This window comes from Superficieibacter sp. (genome assembly GCF_032071645.1).
In the GTDB taxonomy this organism is placed as follows: Bacteria; Pseudomonadota; Gammaproteobacteria; order Enterobacterales; family Enterobacteriaceae; genus Superficieibacter.
The window spans coordinates 1-17644 of sequence record NZ_DAMAPU010000008.1; the positions used below are offsets into that span (position 1 = coordinate 1).

17 protein-coding genes and 1 tRNA gene are annotated in these 17644 nt (G+C 54.7%); 11 read left to right on the forward strand and 7 right to left on the reverse strand.

Annotated features, from left to right (window positions below; all coding sequences use genetic code 11):
• Positions 1-79: 79 nt before the first annotated feature.
• Positions 80-155 (reverse strand) — tRNA-Gly (locus tag RT197_RS15075).
• A 196-nt stretch (positions 156-351) separates the two neighbouring features.
• Positions 352-897 (reverse strand): oligoribonuclease, encoded by a 546-nt coding sequence (gene orn / locus RT197_RS15080; RefSeq protein WP_312951957.1) that lies wholly within the window; start codon positions 895-897, stop codon positions 352-354.
• 106 nt (positions 898-1003) lie between these two features.
• Here orn and rsgA point away from each other — a divergent pair, with 106 nt between their 5' ends.
• The 3 genes from rsgA (at position 1004) to mscM (ending at position 6469) form a co-directional block, all read left to right on the forward strand.
• Positions 1004-2056, forward strand: coding sequence for a small ribosomal subunit biogenesis GTPase RsgA (gene rsgA / locus RT197_RS15085; RefSeq protein WP_312951958.1), 1053 nt, complete (start codon positions 1004-1006; stop codon positions 2054-2056).
• Between the two features lie 97 nt (positions 2057-2153).
• Positions 2154-3122: an archaetidylserine decarboxylase gene (gene asd, locus RT197_RS15090; RefSeq protein ID WP_312951960.1), complete on the forward strand. Its 969-nt coding sequence runs from the start codon at positions 2154-2156 to the stop codon at positions 3120-3122.
• 20 nt (positions 3123-3142) lie between these two features.
• Positions 3143-6469: a miniconductance mechanosensitive channel MscM gene (gene mscM, locus RT197_RS15095; protein WP_312951962.1), complete on the forward strand. Its 3327-nt coding sequence runs from the start codon at positions 3143-3145 to the stop codon at positions 6467-6469.
• A gap of 34 nt (positions 6470-6503) precedes the next feature.
• Here the strand turns inward: mscM and yjeM are convergent, their stop codons facing one another.
• Both yjeM and epmA read right to left on the reverse strand, forming a co-directional pair.
• Positions 6504-8006: a glutamate/gamma-aminobutyrate family transporter YjeM gene (yjeM, locus tag RT197_RS15100; protein ID WP_312951964.1), complete on the reverse strand. Its 1503-nt coding sequence runs from the start codon at positions 8004-8006 to the stop codon at positions 6504-6506.
• A gap of 173 nt (positions 8007-8179) precedes the next feature.
• Positions 8180-9157 (reverse strand): elongation factor P--(R)-beta-lysine ligase, encoded by a 978-nt coding sequence (epmA, locus tag RT197_RS15105; protein ID WP_312951966.1) that lies wholly within the window; start codon positions 9155-9157, stop codon positions 8180-8182.
• 297 nt (positions 9158-9454) lie between these two features.
• On the opposite strand from epmA, the gene frdA reads away from it, so the two are divergent.
• From frdA to RT197_RS15130, 5 genes are all read left to right on the forward strand, one after another.
• Positions 9455-11245 carry a fumarate reductase (quinol) flavoprotein subunit gene (frdA, locus tag RT197_RS15110; protein ID WP_312951968.1) on the forward strand — a complete coding sequence of 597 codons (1791 nt, stop codon included), beginning with the start codon at positions 9455-9457 and terminating at the stop codon, positions 11243-11245.
• On the forward strand, positions 11238-11972 hold the full coding sequence (locus RT197_RS15115) for a succinate dehydrogenase/fumarate reductase iron-sulfur subunit (RefSeq protein ID WP_312951970.1): 735 nt from the start codon (positions 11238-11240) through the stop codon (positions 11970-11972). Before frdA ends, RT197_RS15115 begins: the two co-directional genes overlap by 8 nt.
• A 10-nt stretch (positions 11973-11982) precedes the next feature.
• Positions 11983-12378: a fumarate reductase subunit FrdC gene (frdC, locus tag RT197_RS15120; protein ID WP_312951971.1), complete on the forward strand. Its 396-nt coding sequence runs from the start codon at positions 11983-11985 to the stop codon at positions 12376-12378.
• Positions 12379-12388: 10 nt separating this feature from the next.
• Positions 12389-12748, forward strand: a complete 360-nt coding sequence (gene frdD / locus RT197_RS15125; protein ID WP_312951972.1) for a fumarate reductase subunit FrdD — start codon at positions 12389-12391, stop codon at positions 12746-12748.
• A 116-nt stretch (positions 12749-12864) separates the two neighbouring features.
• A complete protein-coding gene (locus RT197_RS15130; protein WP_312952110.1) occupies positions 12865-13395 on the forward strand; it encodes a lipocalin family protein in 531 nt (176 codons plus the stop codon).
• Here the strand turns inward: RT197_RS15130 and sugE are convergent.
• Positions 13392-13709 (reverse strand): quaternary ammonium compound efflux SMR transporter SugE, encoded by a 318-nt coding sequence (sugE, locus tag RT197_RS15135; protein WP_312951974.1) that lies wholly within the window; start codon positions 13707-13709, stop codon positions 13392-13394. The two genes, RT197_RS15130 and sugE, sit on opposite strands and share 4 nt — an antisense overlap.
• Positions 13710-13951: 242 nt before the next feature.
• Here sugE and RT197_RS15140 point away from each other — a divergent pair, with 242 nt between their 5' ends.
• A complete protein-coding gene (locus RT197_RS15140) occupies positions 13952-14557 on the forward strand; it encodes a LuxR C-terminal-related transcriptional regulator (protein ID WP_312951975.1) in 606 nt (201 codons plus the stop codon).
• Between the two features lie 47 nt (positions 14558-14604).
• Here RT197_RS15140 and ecnB read toward each other — a convergent pair whose 3' ends face one another.
• The gene (gene ecnB / locus RT197_RS15145) at positions 14605-14751 is read right to left on the reverse strand and encodes a lipoprotein toxin entericidin B (RefSeq protein ID WP_271283325.1); all 147 of its coding nucleotides are present in this window, start codon (positions 14749-14751) and stop codon (positions 14605-14607) included.
• A 180-nt stretch (positions 14752-14931) separates the two neighbouring features.
• Positions 14932-15498 carry an elongation factor P gene (gene efp / locus RT197_RS15150; protein WP_312951980.1) on the reverse strand — a complete coding sequence of 189 codons (567 nt, stop codon included), beginning with the start codon at positions 15496-15498 and terminating at the stop codon, positions 14932-14934.
• Between the two features lie 40 nt (positions 15499-15538).
• Between efp and epmB the strand changes: the two genes are divergently transcribed.
• Both epmB and yjeJ read left to right on the forward strand, forming a co-directional pair.
• Complete coding sequence (gene epmB, locus RT197_RS15155) at positions 15539-16567, forward strand: EF-P beta-lysylation protein EpmB (RefSeq protein WP_312951982.1); 1029 nt, start codon at positions 15539-15541, stop codon at positions 16565-16567.
• A 186-nt stretch (positions 16568-16753) separates the two neighbouring features.
• A complete protein-coding gene (gene yjeJ, locus RT197_RS15160; RefSeq protein ID WP_312951983.1) occupies positions 16754-17614 on the forward strand; it encodes a YjeJ family protein in 861 nt (286 codons plus the stop codon).
• The last annotated feature ends 30 nt before the right edge of the window (positions 17615-17644 follow it).

Genomic DNA, 17644 nt, shown 5'->3' on the forward strand with positions numbered 1-17644 from the left:
ACTCGCGACCCCGACCTTGGCAAGGTCGTGCTCTACCAACTGAGCTATTCCCGCTTGGGTGGTGTACTTCATTAAATTTTGGAGCGGGAAACGAGACTCGAACTCGCGACCCCGACCTTGGCAAGGTCGTGCTCTACCAACTGAGCTATTCCCGCTCTGCGTAACATTGCAATTTCTGCATCGGTACGGGAGGCGCATTATACGAGAATTCCTTTTTGCTGCAAGCCCCACAACCGCAATTTTTTATCTTTTCCGCCTGAATGCTGATTTTATCAGCAAAGTGGGTAATTTAGCGACAAATCCCCGTCGGCGCAAGCGTATCGGGGCGACGGCACCGCCGCCCCACCAGGTTTAAAGCTGAATAAAATGCTCGCGGTAGTAGGCCAGTTCCGCCACCGATTCACGGATATCGTCCATCGCCTGATGGGTGCCCGTTTTCTTAAAGCCGTCGAGAATTTCCGGCTTCCAGCGACGCGCCAGCTCTTTCAGGGTGCTGACATCCAGATAGCGGTAATGGAAATAAGCTTCCAGTTCCGGCATATATTTGAACAGAAAGCGGCGATCCTGGCCGATGCTGTTACCGCAGATCGGTGATTTTCCTGCCGGAACCCACTGCTGCAAAAATTCGATCGTGGCGAGCTCAGCGGCGCGGTCGTCAATCTGGCTGGCCTTAACTCGCGCCACCAGCCCGCTGCCGGTGTGGGTGCGCACGTTCCAGTCATCCATCAGCGCCAGTTGCGCATCGGACTGGTGAACGGCAATGGTCGGGCCTTCTGCCAGCACATTCAGGTTCGCGTCGGTCACCAGGGTGGCGATTTCAATAATACGATCGCGCTCGGGATCCAGCCCCGTCATCTCCAGATCGATCCAAATCAGGTTGTTTTCATTTGCACTCATGCTATTTTCCACCCTTCTCGCGTCACGTTCAGTGTGACTATATTCATCTACAATAGCGTGTATCATAGAGGTTTTGCCCGTTATGGGCGACCAGGAGTCAGCACGATTGAGCAAAAATAAACTCTCCAAAGGTCAACAGCGCCGCGTAAAAGCGAACCATCAGCGCCGTCTTGATACGACTTCGGAGAAGCCCGACTACGATGACAATCTGTTCGGCGAGCCGTCTGAAGGCATCGTCATCAGCCGCTTTGGGATGCATGTTGACGTTGAATCCACCGACGGTGAAACGCACCGCTGCAACATTCGGCGCACGATCCGTTCCCTGGTCACCGGTGACCGCGTGGTCTGGCGTCCGGGTAAAGAAGCCGCAGAAGGCGTTAATGTAAAAGGCATTGTCGAAGCGGTACACGAGCGCACCTCGGTACTGACGCGCCCGGATTTCTACGACGGCGTGAAGCCCATCGCCGCCAATATCGATCAGATCGTGATCGTCTCGGCGATCCTGCCAGAATTATCACTTAACATTATCGATCGCTATCTTGTCGCCTGTGAAACGCTGGACGTTGAGCCGATCATCGTGCTGAACAAAATCGATCTGCTTGATGGTGAAGGCATGGATTTCGTGAATGAGCAGATGGATATCTACCGTGGCATTGGTTATCGCGTACTGATGGTATCCAGCCATACCCAGGATGGTCTGAAACCGCTGGAAGAAGCGTTAACCGACCGCATCAGCATTTTTGCCGGTCAGTCGGGGGTGGGCAAATCCAGCCTGCTGAATGCGCTGCTGGGCCTGCAACAAGAAATTCTGACAAATGACGTGTCTGATAACTCCGGGTTGGGTCAGCACACCACCACCGCCGCACGCCTGTATCACTTTCCGCACGGCGGCGACGTTATCGACTCCCCTGGCGTGCGCGAGTTCGGCCTGTGGCATCTTGAGCCGGAACAAATCACCCAGGGCTTTGTCGAATTCCACGATTACTTAGGTCTGTGCAAATACCGTGATTGCAAGCACGACACCGATCCAGGCTGCGCTATTCGCGAAGCAGTGGGTAACGGGAAAATCGCGGAGAGCCGCTTTGAAAATTATCACCGTATTCTGGAAAGCATGGCGCAGGTAAAAACGCGTAAAAACTTTTCTGAAACCGATAACTGACATTTATGCTTAGCATCGCTAAAATCGTCCCCCTTTTTTCATGTATCCGCGCATCACGCGGGGACAGGAACGACAAAACAAAGGCCTGGAGGCTATCGTGTTAAACGATCTTAAACTTTCGCTGCAATACATTCTGCCGAAACTGTGGCTCACTCGCCTGGCGGGCTGGGGCGCGAGCAAACGCGCGGGCTGGCTGACGAAGCTGGTCATCGATCTGTTTGTCAGGTATTACAAAGTCGATATGAAAGAGGCGCAAAAACCCGATACCGCCAGCTACCGCACCTTTAACGATTTCTTTGTCCGCCCGCTGCGTGATGAAGTTCGCCCGCTGAATACCGATCCCAACGTGCTGGTGATGCCTGCCGATGGCGTGATCAGCCAGCTGGGTAAAATTGAAAACGATAAAATTTTGCAGGCGAAAGGCCATAACTATTCGCTGGAAGCGCTTCTGGCGGGGAACTACCACATGGCGGACCAGTTCCGCAACGGCTCGTTTGTCACCACTTATCTTTCGCCGCGCGATTATCACCGCGTACATATGCCATGCAACGGCATTCTGCGCGAAATGATTTACGTGCCGGGCGATCTGTTCTCCGTGAACCACTTAACCGCGCAGAACGTGCCGAATCTTTTCGCCCGTAACGAACGTGTTATCTGCCTTTTTGATACCGAATTTGGCCCGATGGTGCAGATTCTGGTCGGCGCGACGATTGTCGGCAGCATCGAAACCATCTGGGCAGGTACCATTACGCCGCCACGTGAAGGCATTATTAAGCGCTGGACCTGGCCTGAAGGCGAGAGTGAAGGCTCCGTGGCGCTGCTGAAAGGTCAGGAAATGGGCCGCTTTAAGCTCGGCTCGACGGTTATCAATCTGTTTGCGCCGGGTAAAGTCGATCTGGCAGAGCAACTGCACAGCCTGTCGGTCACTAAAATCGGCCAGCCGCTGGCAGTTTCCACCGAAGCCTTCGTGCAGCCGGTTGCTGAACCTGCGCCGCTGCCGGAAGAAGAAGTCAACGCCGAGCTGGAAGCCAGCCCGCTGGTTGACGATAAGCGAGACGATATTTAATTCAACAAAAAGGGTTTTCCGTGCGCCTGATTATCACTTTTCTGATGGCCTGGTGCCTCAGCATGGGGGCGTACGCAGCGACGGCCCCCGACGCCAAACAGATAACCCAGGAACTGGAGCAGGCAAAAGCGGCGAAACCCGCCCAGCCCGAAGCCGTCGAGGCGCTCCAGTCTGCACTTAACGCGCTTGAGGAGCGAAAAGGCTCCCTTGAGCGCGCGCAGCAGTACCAGCAGGTTATCGATAACTTCCCCAAACTTTCCCAGACGCTGCGCGCCCAGCTTAACAGCCTGCGCGATGAACCGCGCGACGTGCCCGCGGGCATGTCCACCGACGCGCTGACTCAGGAAATTCTTCAGGTCAGCAGTCAGTTGCTGGATAAAAGCCGCGAGGCCCAGCAGGAGCAGGAACGCGCCCGTGAAATCGCCGACTCGCTGAATCAGCTTCCCCAGCAGCAAACCGATGTTCGCCGCCAGCTTAATGAGGTGGAGCGCCGGGCAGGAACGCAAAACGGCAACGCCGCGCTTAGTCAGGCGCAAAGCCTTGCCGCACAGGCGGAGTCCGCCAAACTTAAAGCGCTGGTTGATGAACTGGAGCTGGCGCAGCTCTCCGCGAATAACCGCCAGGAACTTTCCCGCCTGCGCTCCGAACTGGCGCAAAAGCAAAGTGAGCAACTGGATGCGTATTTACAGCTATTGCGTAATCAGGTGAACAGCCAGCGTCAGCGCGAGGCAGAAAAAGCGCTGGAGAGCACCGAACTGCTGGCGGAAAACAGCGCTAACCTGCCGCCGGATATTGTGAAGCAGTTTGCCGTTAACCGTGAATTATCCCAGGCGCTGAATCAGCAGGCGCAGCGGATGGATCTGGTGGCATCGCAGCAGCGCCAGGGCACCAATCAAACGCTTCAGGTCCGTCAGGCACTCAATACGCTGCGCGAGCAGGCGCAGTGGCTGGGGATGTCCAATATGCTCGGCGACGCGCTGCGTGCGCAGGTCGCCCGTCTGCCGGAAATGCCCAAGCCGCAGCAGCTTGATACCGAAATGGCGCAGCTTCGCGTTCACCGGATGCGCTACGAGGATCTGCTCAATAAGCAGAGCCAGCTTCGGCAAATGCATCAGGCCGACGGCCAGCCGCTGACGGCGGAGCAGACCCGTATTCTGGATGCCCAGTTGCGTACCCAGCGCGAACTGCTCGGCTCGCTATTGCAGGGCGGCGACACGCTGATTCTGGAACTAACCAAGCTTAAAGTTACCAATAGCCAACTGGAAGACGCGCTGAAAGAGGTCAACGAGGCCACCCACCGCTATCTGTTCTGGACCTCCGATGTCAGTCCGATAACGATTTCGTGGCCGCTGGAGATTGTCCAGGATTTACGCCGTCTTATCTCGCTGGACACCGTCAGCCAGTTAAGCAAAGCCAGCATTATGATGCTGACCAGCAAAGAGACGCTGCTGCCGCTGTTTGGCGCGCTGGTGCTGGTGGGATGCAGCGTTTATTCGCGGCGGCACTTTACCCGTTTCCTTGAACGTTCTGCCTCACGGGTCGGCAAAGTCACTCAGGATCACTTCTGGCTGACCCTGCGCACCGTATTCTGGTCAATTCTGGTGGCCTCGCCGTTGCCGGTACTGTGGGCAACGCTGGGCTACGGCCTGCGCGAAGCGTGGCTATATCCGCTGGCGGTGGCTATCGGCAGCGGCGTAACCGCCACCGTGCCGCTGCTGTGGGTGGTGATGATCTGCGCCACCTTTGCCCGTCCCAACGGCCTGTTCGTGGCGCATTTTGGCTGGCCGCAAAACCGCGTAGCGCGCGCCATGCGTTATTACCTGATGAGTATCGGGCTGATAGTGCCGCTGATTATGGCGCTGATTATGTTCGATAATCTGAACGACCGTGAGTTCTCGGCCTCGCTGGGCCGGTTGTGTTTCATGCTGATTTGCGGCGCGCTGGCGATTGTTACATTAAGCCTGAAGCGCGCGGGTATTCCGCTGTACCTCGACAAAGAGGGTAAAGGCGAGAATATGGTCAACAGCATGTTGTGGAACATGATGATGGGCGCGCCGCTGATCGCGATTCTGGCGGCGGCAGTGGGCTATCTGGCGACTGCGCAGGCGCTGCTGGCACGACTGGAAACGTCGGTGGCGATCTGGTTCCTGCTGCTGGTGATTTACCATATCATCCGCCGCTGGATGCTGATCCAGCGCCGCCGTCTGGCCTTTGATCGCGCCCGCCATCGCCGTGCTGAAATTCTCGCCCAGCGCGCGCGTGGCGAAGAAGAAACGCCACATACCACCAGCCTTGAGGGCGCGGTGGAGATCGACGAAAGCGAACTGGATCTGGATGCCATCAGCACCCAGTCGCTGCGGCTGGTGCGTTCGATTCTGATGCTGATAGCGCTGCTGTCGGTGATCGTCCTGTGGTCGGAAATTCATTCGGCCTTTGGCTTTCTCGAAAACATTACGCTATGGGATGTCACCTCCACACTTCAGGGGGTGGAGAGTATCGAACCCATTACCCTCGGCGCGGTGCTGATCGCTATTCTGGTGTTTATCATCACCACGCAGCTGGTGCGTAACCTGCCCGCGCTGCTGGAGCTGGCGCTGCTACAGCATCTGGAGCTGGCACCCGGCACCGGCTATGCCATCACCACCATCACCAAATATTTGCTGATGCTGATTGGCGGGCTGGTGGGCTTCTCGATGATCGGCATTGAGTGGTCAAAACTGCAATGGCTGGTCGCGGCGCTCGGTCTGGGGCTGGGCTTCGGCTTACAGGAAATTTTCGCCAACTTTATTTCCGGGCTGATCATCCTGTTTGAAAAACCGATTCGGATCGGCGATACCGTCACCATTCGCGATTTGACCGGCAGCATTACCAAAATCAACACCCGCGCCACCACCATCAGCGACTGGGACCGCAAAGAGATCATCGTGCCAAACAAGGCGTTTATCACCGAGCAGTTTATTAACTGGTCGCTGTCAGATTCCGTTACCCGCGTGGTGCTGACTATTCCCGCGCCGTCGGAGGCCAACAGCGAAGAGGTTACGCAGATCCTGCTGACCGCATCGCAACGCTGCTCGCTGGTCATCGACAACCCGCCGCCGGAAGTGTTTCTTGTCGATCTCCAGCAGGGTATTCAGATATTTGAACTGCGTATTTACGCCGCCGAAATGGGCCACCGGATGCCGCTGCGCCATGAAATCCACCAGTTGATTCTGGCCGGTTTCCGCGAGCACGGTATCGATATGCCGTTCCCACCGTTCCAGATGCGGCTGGAGACGCTATCGGGTCGACAAACCGGACGCACGCTGACGTCGGCAGGCAAAGGATCGCGCCCGGCGGGGAGTTTATAAGTAAAAAGCCCGGCACTTCCTGCCGGGCTTGCTTTTATTGCGCCTGCCACTGCGGTTGTTTTCGCATCCGGCTGCAATAGTTCTCATAAATACCTGTTGCCAGCAGCGAAAAGAAAATCGGACCGCCGATCATCCACAGGGCGCGGCTCCAGTCATCCGCTTCAATCACCGGCTGGATGATGGTAAAAACGTTCGCAAACGCCACCACCAGCACCACCATGACGGTCGCCAGAAGCGTTGAGCCGCGGGTTTTGAAGATCACAAAAGGCCGCTCCAGATCCTGTTTTGCTTTGAAGAACGGGAAAGCGAGGGTCAGAAACAGGTAGGGCAGCGTCATCGAGACGTTCGCCATCAGCGTCAGTTTGTTATAGAACGCGGAAGCGGTATCGCCGCCGAACGACACCAGCAGAATAAACAGGCATACCAGCAGGCACTGCATCCACATGGCGTTGGCAGGCATTCCGTGAACATTAAGGCGGGTCACTGGCGCGGGCCACAGCGCTTTTGGCGTCCCCTGAATAATCGCTTTTAGCGGCGAGTAGATGAGCGTGAAAAACGCCCCGGTATAGGCAAGGAACATCGACAAGCCGGTGATGCGCGCAAACCAGATCCCAAGCGCTACCGCGCTGTCCGGCGTCAGTTGCATTGCCTGCCCCAGCGTCGTCCCCAGATTGTTCATCAGTACGTAGGTGATGTTGCCGAGGCTGACGTTTTTGTCACTCAGCGCCTGCTGCCAGTTGGTGCTCACGCCCCAGAGGAAAATCGCCAGCGCGTAGCCCACGGAAATGACGATAGCGGCAAGGATGATGCCTCTGGCGAAGTTTTTTTCCGGCCTGTCGGTTTTATCCACCAGCCCGCCAACGGCTTCAATTCCACCATAGGCAAAGATCGCGAAAACCACAAACGACAGCATCGCCAGTCCCGATTGATAATCAGGATTAGGCGAGGAAACGAAGTTGATCTCCTGCACAAAGTGTCCGCCGTTCAGACACAGGATGGCAATACTGGCGACCAGCAATACCAGGTTCAGGCACATCACCGCAATCCCCCCCACGGCGGTGACGCGGGCGATTTTATTAATGCCTTTTGAGGCAACCACGGTGATGACTACAATCCAGCACGCGGCCAGAATGCCAATCGCCTGGGTCGCGCTCAGGCCCGCCAGCGACCAGGTCTGGGTTTTATCCACGCCAAACAGGAAGGTGGAAAACGGCACCCAGATTTTTGCCGAGGTGCTGACCATCCAGACCACGTAGGAGGAAAACCACATGAAGGTGCCGATGAAAGCGTAACGTGGTCCGACGCTGTTATTCATCCACGAGTAAATTCCGCCCTCTTCTTTGCGGTATGCCGCGCCCATTTCCGCCATCATCAGCGCAAACGGAATGAAGAAAAACAGGGCGGAAAGGATATAAAACGGCGTGGCGCTGTAGCCCATCAAAAAGTACGCTGAAGGACTATTGGCAAAGCCGAAAACGGAGGTAAATATCATTAAAATCAGCCCGATAAGGCTCATCTTTTTTATGGGTTGTGTCATAAAACCATCCTGAGGGTGCGTAGCAGCGGCGGATGGTAACAGAAGACCAGACAATTATTGTGACTATATGGGGCACATCAGGGATATGCCCCATGTAAACGAGGAATGGCAGTTTTTACTGTTGTAACGCTTTATTTCCATGCTTTTCTCCCTCGCTGAAAAGGGAGAAAGACTCAGGCCCGGTCAACGCTGAACGCCAGCACTTCGGCGAGGCTTTCCGCGCCCAGCGCCAGCATCACCAGACGATCCACGCCCAGCGCGACGCCGGAACAGTCGGGCAGTCCGGCTTTTAACGCTTCCAGCAGGTTGTAATCAATGGGCTGCTGCGGCAGACCGCGCGCCGCGCGTTTGCGGTTATCCTGCTCAAAACGCTGCTGCTGCTCGCGCGCGTCGGTCAGTTCGTGGAAGCCGTTTGCCAGCTCCAGTCCTTTAAAGTAGACCTCAAAACGCTCCGCTACGCGGTGATCTTCAGTGCTGATTTGCGCCAGCGAGGCCTGGCTTGCCGGGAAGTGATAAACAAACGCCGGGCGCTCTTTACCAATGTGCGGTTCGACGCCCATCGCAAACAGCAGTTGCAGCAGGGTATCGCGATCTTCTTCGGTATCGGCAATGTTACTGAGATCCAGCTTTGCTGCGGCCTGGCGGAGCTGGGTTTTATCCGCAGACAGCGGATCGATTTCCAGATGGCGCTGAAACGCCTGCTGATAAGAGAGCGTTTCCGCTGCCGGGCATTCCAGTACCTGTTGCAGCAGATCGTCCACCTCGTTCATCAGGCGGTACATATCGTAGTGCGGGCGATACCACTCCAGCATGGTGAATTCCGGGTTATGGTGGCGGCCCATCTCTTCATTACGGAAGCTACGGCAAAGCTGATATACCGGCCCGCAGCCCGCAGCCAGCAGGCGCTTCATATGGTATTCCGGGCTGGTCATCAGATACAGGTTCATGCCCTGCGAATGCCCCGGCCCCACGAAACGGGTTTCAAACGGGAACAGGTGAATGTCCGTTACCGTCGCCTGGCTCATGCAGGGAGTTTCCACCTCCAGTACGCCCCGGTCGGCAAAAAAACGACGGATTTCCGTCATGATTTTGGCACGTTTCAACAGGTTAGGAATGGATGCGCTCGGCTGCCAGGTTGCCGTCTCGCTCATGGTTTTGTCTCCGTTTTTTGCTAAGGGCACGAAGTCTACTCGTTCCCCCTGGCAGAGACAAATTTTGAGCAGCAAATTGCTGTTTAAGGATGGATAAAATTCACAATAGCAATTAAGTAACTAAATACATCAATAAAAATAATAAATAAACCGACAGATCCGCAAAAAAATCGAACACGTCAAATTTCCCTTCTTTCGCCACGGGTATACTTCCTGCCAATAAAGGAGCAGTGGATACGTTTTCGTTGCCGACACTTTCGTTAAGGCAGCGAAATAATAATAATCTGGAGGAACGTCGTGCATACTTTTCAAGCCGATATAGCCATCATAGGCGCTGGTGGCGCAGGACTACGTGCTGCGATTGCCGCAGCGCAGGCCAATCCTGACGCTAAAATCGCACTGATCTCGAAAGTCTACCCCATGCGTAGCCATACCGTTGCCGCCGAAGGCGGATCGGCGGCGGTAACGCAGGATCATGACAGCTTTGAATATCACTTCCACGATACCGTTGCCGGTGGCGACTGGTTGTGCGAGCAGGACGTCGTGGATTATTTCGTGCATCACTGCCCTACCGAAATGACCCAGCTTGAGCAATGGGGCTGCCCGTGGAGTCGTCGCCCGGACGGCAGCGTCAACGTGCGGCGCTTTGGCGGTATGAAAATCGAGCGCACCTGGTTCGCCGCCGATAAAACCGGCTTCCACATGCTGCATACCCTTTTCCAGACCTCGCTACAGTTCCCGCAAATCCAGCGCTTTGACGAACATTTTGTCCTCGATCTGCTGGTCGATGACGGTCACGCGCGCGGCCTGGTCGCGATGAATATGATGGAAGGCACGCTGGTGCAAATTCGCGCAAATGCGGTGGTGATGGCGACCGGCGGCGCGGGCCGCGTTTATCGCTACAACACCAACGGCGGTATCGTCACAGGTGACGGCATGGGGATGGCGCTCGACCACGGCGTGCCGCTGCGGGATATGGAATTCGTTCAGTATCACCCAACCGGCCTGCCCGGTTCTGGCATTCTGATGACGGAAGGCTGCCGAGGCGAAGGCGGAATTCTGGTCAATAAAGACGGCTATCGCTATCTTCAGGATTACGGCATGGGGCCGGAAACGCCGTTGGGCGAGCCGAAAAACAAATATATGGAACTGGGTCCGCGCGACAAAGTTTCCCAGGCGTTCTGGCACGAATGGCGCAAAGGTAACACCATCAGCACTCCGCGCGGCGACGTGGTGTATCTCGATCTGCGCCACCTCGGCGAGAAAAAAATCCTTGAGCGGCTGCCGTTTATTTGCGAGCTGGCCAAAGCCTACGTAGGCGTCGATCCGGTGAAAGATCCGATCCCGGTTCGTCCGACCGCGCACTACACCATGGGCGGGATTGAAACCGACCAGAATTGTGAATCGCGCATTCAGGGTCTGTTTGCAGTGGGTGAATGCTCCTCCGTCGGTCTGCACGGCGCAAACCGCCTCGGTTCTAACTCGCTGGCGGAACTGGTGGTGTTCGGTCGCCTGGCCGGTGAGCAGGCCATGACACGCGCAGCCTCCGCAAGCACCGCTAACGACGCGGCGCTGAATGCCCAAGCTGCTGACGTTGAGCAACGATTGAAAACTCTGGTGAATCAGGAAGGTAATGAAAACTGGGCGAAGATCCGCGATGAAATGGGGATGTCGATGGAAGAAGGCTGCGGGATTTATCGCACGCCGGAACTGATGCAAAAAACCGTCGATAAGCTGGCGGAGCTTCAGGAGCGCTTTAAACGCGTGCGCATCACCGATACCTCCAGCGTCTTCAATACCGACCTGCTTTATACCATCGAACTCGGTCACGGCCTGAACGTGGCCGAATGCATGGCGCACTCCGCGCTGGCGCGCAAAGAGTCACGCGGCGCGCATCAGCGTCTGGACGAAGGCTGCACCGAACGTGATGACGTGAACTTCCTCAAACACACCCTCGCATTTCGTGATGCAGACGGCACCACGCGCCTGGACTACAGCGATGTGAAGATCACCACCCTGCCACCTGCGAAACGCGTTTACGGTGGCGAGTCGGAAGCCGCTGATAAAAAGGAGACTACGCATGGCTGAGATGCAAACAATGAAAGTGGAGGTGGTGCGTTACAACCCGGAAGTGGATGCTGCACCGCACAGCGCTTTCTATGACGTCCCCTGGGATGAACAGACCTCGTTGCTCGACGCACTGGGCTATATCAAAGACAACCTCGCGCCGGATCTGAGCTACCGCTGGTCCTGCCGGATGGCGATTTGCGGTTCCTGCGGCATGATGGTCAATAAGGTGCCGAAGCTGGCCTGCAAAACCTTCCTGCGTGAGTACACCAAAGGTATCAAGGTTGAAGCGCTGGCTAACTTCCCGATTGAGCGCGATCTGGTGGTTGATATGACGCACTTTATCGAGAGTCTGGAAGCGATCAAGCCGTACATTATCGGCAATGCCCGCACGCCGGATCAGGGGCCAAATAAACAAACGCCTGCGCAGATGGCGAAGTATCACCAGTTCTCCGGCTGCATCAACTGCGGCCTGTGCTACGCCGCCTGCCCGCAGTTTGGCCTTAATCCAGAGTTTATCGGCCCCGCTGCCATCACCCTCGCCCATCGCTATAACCAGGACAGCCGCGACCACGGCAAGAAAGAACGTATGGCGCAGCTTAACGGGCAAAACGGCGTGTGGACCTGTACGTTTGTTGGCTATTGCTCCGAGGTGTGCCCGAAACACGTCGATCCGGCTGCCGCTATTCAGCAGGGTAAAGTTGAAAGTTCGAAAGACTTTCTTATCGCTACCCTGAAACCCCGCTAAGGAGTGCATTATGACGACTAAACGCAAACCCTACGTTCGGCCCATGCCGACGAGCTGGTGGAAAAGCCTGCCGTTTTATCGCTTCTACATGCTGCGTGAAGGTACGGCGATCATGGCGGTGTGGTTCAGCATTGAGCTTATTTTCGGCCTGTTCGCGCTGAAACACGGCCCGGAAAGCTGGGCAGGCTTTGTCGGGTTCCTGCAAAATCCGGTGGTGTTGATCCTCAACCTGATTGCCCTGGCGGCGGCGCTGCTGCATACCAAAACCTGGTTTGAGCTGGCACCTAAAGCGGCCACTGTCATCGTTAAAGATGAAAAGCTGGGGTCCGGTCCGGTGATTACGGGGCTGTGGGTGGTGACGGCAATCGTCACCGTGGTGATTTTATTTGTAGCCCTGTTCTGGTAAGGAGACTCCCGTGATTCATTCCAGTCCAAAACGCTCTGACGAACCGGTATTCTGGGGACTGTTTGGCGCAGGCGGTATGTGGTGCGCGGTTGTTGCACCAGTGATGATCCTGCTGGTGGGCCTGATGCTGCCGCTCGGTTTCTATCCCGATGATGCACTCAGCTACAGCCGCGTGCTGGGCTTTGCCCAAAGTCTGATTGGCCGCGCGTTTATTTTCCTGATGATCGTCTTGCCGCTGTGGTGTGGTCTGCACCGTATTCATCACATGATGCACGATCTGAAAATCCACGTCCCTAACGGAAAATGGGTCTTTTACGGCCTGGCGGCGATCTTATCCGTCGTCGCGCTGGTCGGCGTCATTTTCCTGTAATCCATCAGCCCTGCCGCCTGCGCGTGGCAGGGCTATTTTTTTATTACGGTACGGCAATTTTCCCGGCGGGTTCTACACTTAGCTTAAAAACCTGCAAGGAAAATACCATGCGTACCCTGCGTCTGCTGCCGTTTGTTGCTACCGCTGCCGCTGCGTTTTTGCTGGTCGCCTGTAGTACCCCCACGCCTCCTCCCGGCGTAACCGTCATTAATAATTTCAATACCCAGCGCTATCTGGGAACGTGGTATGAAATTGCCCGTTTCGATCACCGTTTTGAGCGTGGACTGGAACGTGTCACCGCGACGTACAGCCTGCGCGATGACGGCGGCCTGCGGGTCATCAACCGGGGTTATAACCCGGATCGCGGCATGTGGCAGCAGTCGGTCGGCAAAGCGTATTTCACCGGCGATCCGAGCCGGGCCGCGCTGAAGGTCTCTTTCTTCGGTCCCTTCTATGGCGGATATAACATCATTGCGCTGGATAAAGAATATAAACACGCGCTGGTTTGCGGGCCGGATCGCGACTATTTGTGGATACTTTCCCGCACGCCAACCATTTCGAAAGAAATGAAACAGCAGATGCTGGACACCGCGACCCGGCAGGGCTTTGCGGTTGAGAAGCTCATCTGGGTCGATCAGCCGCATTAATGGGTGCTGAGTTTCAGGCCAATAATACCGGCAACGATCAGCAGCAGACTGACGATCCGCGCCGGGTTGGCCGATTCGCCAAAAAGCACGATCCCCGTAATCGCGGCACCGACCGCGCCAATCCCGGTCCATACCGCATACGCAGTACCGACGGGCAGCGTTTTCATCGCCCATGCCAGTAACGCAAAGCTAAATGCCATCGCCGTAAGGGTGATAATGCCTGGTGTCAGGCGGCTAAAGCCGTGGGTATATTTCAGACCAATGGCCCAGACCACTTCAAGAAGACCTGCAATAACAAGAATTAACCAGGACATATAAGGCTCCAGTGCGGGGCCGTCCCCATTGTGAGATGCGCTTACGGGTCGTCCCGCAAGGCCAGTTGAAAATATATTTTAGCCAGTACAAATGAAAACTCAATAATTTCGCTTAAGTTTTATTCTTAGAAATAGCTCTATTTATCAGCGCAAATCTCAGCTTCATCTTAAGCCAGGCTTCATTATGATGTTATTGCCGTTGAAGGGCGACTGTCTCGCTCTCCATTAATTATGAAAACCGTATGTATAAAATCCTGATAATTGACCGCTGCCAGTTTAGTCGTCACGGTCTTGAGACATGGCTTGCCCGCAGCGACTATTTTACCTCCCCGGTGATGGTGACCAGTCTTAATAGTCTTTTTTTAGCCAAAGAGCATATTGAACACTGGCAGCCCAGTCTGGTCATCGCTGATTTCAGCGGTTTTCAGGACGATCCTACGCAGGCAAATTTGATTGCGGCCATATTTGCCGCCTGTGGACAACGCAGTCAGGTTATTTTGCTTCAGTACCGGCCAATGCGTAACTACACCCATCATGAAGCGGTGCTGGTGACGCTGTCCAAAAAAACCCAGCTCCAGCATATTACCAATATGATTGAGAATGCCTTAAATTCACGCCCGTGGCTTAACTATACCCATACGATAAGCCCGCTGCTGACGCGTCAGGAAGAGAAAGTGCTGTCTTTATGGCTGGAAGGGATGAGCAATCCATTGATTGCCAGAATGCTGAGCATTAGCGGGAAAACGGTGTACACCTATAAGCGGAATATTCGCCTGAAGCTGAGGATGGATAATCGATTCTCACCTTTTCTCTCCTCCGGCGAGCGCATCACCGCGCAGACGTCATAACGGTACGACCGTAAAGCCGTACCGTATGGCGTTAAGCGCTGAATATCTTACTGCTGAGCTTTGGTTGCTGCGCCAGAGATCGCGCTGCCGCCGTCAGAAATGTCTTCGCCTACCCCACGGGTGGTGTTACAGGCGGTTAATACTGAAGAAAGCACCAGCACTGAAAAGATCGCAGCAATTGTTTTCTTAATCATAAGTTCTTCCTTTATTCACCAGTGTTATTTGTGTATAGCAACTTAAGCATAGACAAAATCCTGGAAAATGGCGGCGGCGGAAGAATTTTTAGGAGTATGTGAAGAAGCGAAGCGGTATAAGGCGCAATCAGGTGCTGCGCCAGAGGCTTAGCCCGCCAGCGCTGGCGGGCTTCAGCGGCATTATTTTACGCGAGAAACGTATTCGCCGGAACGGGTATCAACTTTGATCACTTCACCGACCTGGACGAACAGCGGTACTTTAACCACTGCGCCGGTAGACAGGGTGGCAGGTTTGCCGCCGGTGCCTGCGGTGTCGCCTTTCAGACCTGGATCGGTATCAACGATTTCCAGTTCAACGAAGTTCGGCGGAGTCACGGAGATCGGCTGACCATTCCATAGGGTAACGATGCATTCAGCCTGGTCCAGCAGCCATTTTTCGCTGTCGCCGATTGCTTTTGCGTCAGCGGAAAGCTGTTCAAACGTTTCGTTGTTCATGAAGTGCCAGAACTCACCGTCGTTGTACAGGTAAGTCAGGTTCATATCTACAACGTCTGCGCCTTCAGCGGAGTCGGTCGATTTAAAGGTTTTTTCCAGGCGGGAGCCGGTCAGCAGGCGGCGCAGCTTAACGCGTGCGAATGCCTGGCCTTTGCCGGGTTTCACGAATTCACTGGATTCAACCGCGTAAGGTTCGCCGTCCAACATGATTTTAAGACCAGCACGAAAATCGTTGCTATAGTACGTTGCCATAAGGCCCTCTGAAATTGTTAAATGGTAGCTAAGCCACAAAATGGCGCATATTGTAACCCTAAATACCCCGTCCAGAGAAGATTGGTTAACGCAACTTGCCGATGTTATTACCGATCCCTCTGAACTCCTGCGTCTTCTAAATGTAGACGCAGATGCCGCCCTGCTCGCAGGCATTGATGCAAAACGTCTGTTTGCCCTGCGCGTTCCCCGTGCGTTTGCCGCGCGGATGGAGAAAGGAAACCCGCACGATCCGCTGCTGCGTCAGGTCGTTACTACACCCGATGAATTTATCGTCACGCCGGGTTTTAGCACCGATCCGCTCGATGAACAGCACAGCGTGGTCCCCGGTTTACTGCATAAGTACCAGAATCGCGCCCTGCTGCTGGTGAAGGGCGGCTGCGCGGTAAACTGCCGCTACTGCTTCCGCCGCCACTTCCCGTATGCCGATAACCAGGGCAATAAACGTAACTGGCAGAACGCGCTTGACTATATTGCTGCCCACCCGGAACTGGATGAAATTATCTTTTCAGGCGGCGATCCGCTGATGGCGAAAGATCATGAGCTGGACTGGCTGCTCGCCGGGCTGGAAGCCATTCCGCACATCAAACGCCTGCGCATTCACAGCCGCCTGCCGGTTGTTATCCCCGCGCGCATCACCGATACGCTGGCAGCGCGCTTCGCCAGTTCGCCGCTGCAAATTTTGCTGGTGAATCATATTAACCATGCGAGAGAGATCGACGCTGCGTTTCGTCATGCCATGACGAAATTGCGCCAGGCAGGCGTGACGCTGCTCAATCAGAGCGTACTCCTGCGCGGCGTGAATGATAACGCTAAAACGCTGGCGGCGCTGAGCAACGCGCTCTTTGATGCCGGGGTGATGCCTTACTATCTGCACGTGCTGGATAAAGTCCAGGGCGCGGCGCATTTTATGGTCAGCGATGATGAAGCGCGAACGATTATGCGCGAGCTGCTAACGCTTATTTCCGGTTATATGGTGCCAAAACTGGCGCGCGAAATTGGCGGCGAGCCAAGTAAAACACCGATTGATTTACATTTGCGTCAAAAATAATAAACCTATATACATTCATTAAATAGATTATTACGCCTGACTGATACAGCCAGGCGTAATAAATTGGGCGTTGTATTCTTAATGCATTGATTTAAAATGACGGACGCATAATGCTGTCCTTATATATATAAATTCTTTATTAATCACTTTTAACTGTTTTATTATAAATGGTTAGGGAGAACCGCAATGGCAATGACTATTAAGGGAATTAACACTGGAATCATTCGTAAGGGTGATGATTTTGTGGCACTGGCGCTAAAAATAAAGCAGCCGCGAAATAAAGAAACGCTGCTCTTTTTACCCGCGCTGGTACTCAGAGATCTGCTTATCGCGCTGGAACACCGGCTATGGCAGCACGCCCAACTTGCTGAAGAACAATGCCTTGCGCTGAACAATGCCCGTAATCTTGTCGTCAAAAAAATGCATACCAACATTCCGACGATCGCTGAAGAAGAACTGCGCAATGCTGACGCCACCCAGCGCGTTGATAACATCGAGCTGAGTAACAATACCGGTGAAAATCTGCTGTTCAAATTCACCCTTCACGGTGGCGAAACGCTGGATATTGAAATTAATGAGCTACAGATTGCGTTAGTCGTGCAGGCTATTATCCAGGCAATCAATAACGCCAAAATGCGTGAACTGTCGCTGCGCCTCTCTTCGCTGCTCGATTTTCTGCCGCTCTATGACGTTGACTGCCTGGATAACAGCAGCTTCGAATTTGATACTTACCAGCAGCCGCAGTGGAAATTAGATCTTTTCAATTATTATCTGGCGATGGTTTATCAATATACCGACGAGCAGGGTAAACAGCAGCACTGCGGAACGGTGGCGAAAACCCGCAGTACATCACAATCCAAAAGCGCCGAGGCCATTTCGCACCGCCTGTTAAGTTACAGCGCCCGCCTGGGTAAATTAAAAGATAAACCCTGCCAGGTGTTTGTCAGAACTATCGCGGCGAATAACACCCAGCCGCTGACGCAGGAACAATGTATGCGCGCGCTCTACCAGCTACACCAGAGCGTTCAGCAGAAACACGCCTCCTGAAACAACAATGCCCCCGGTTCGCGGGGGCAT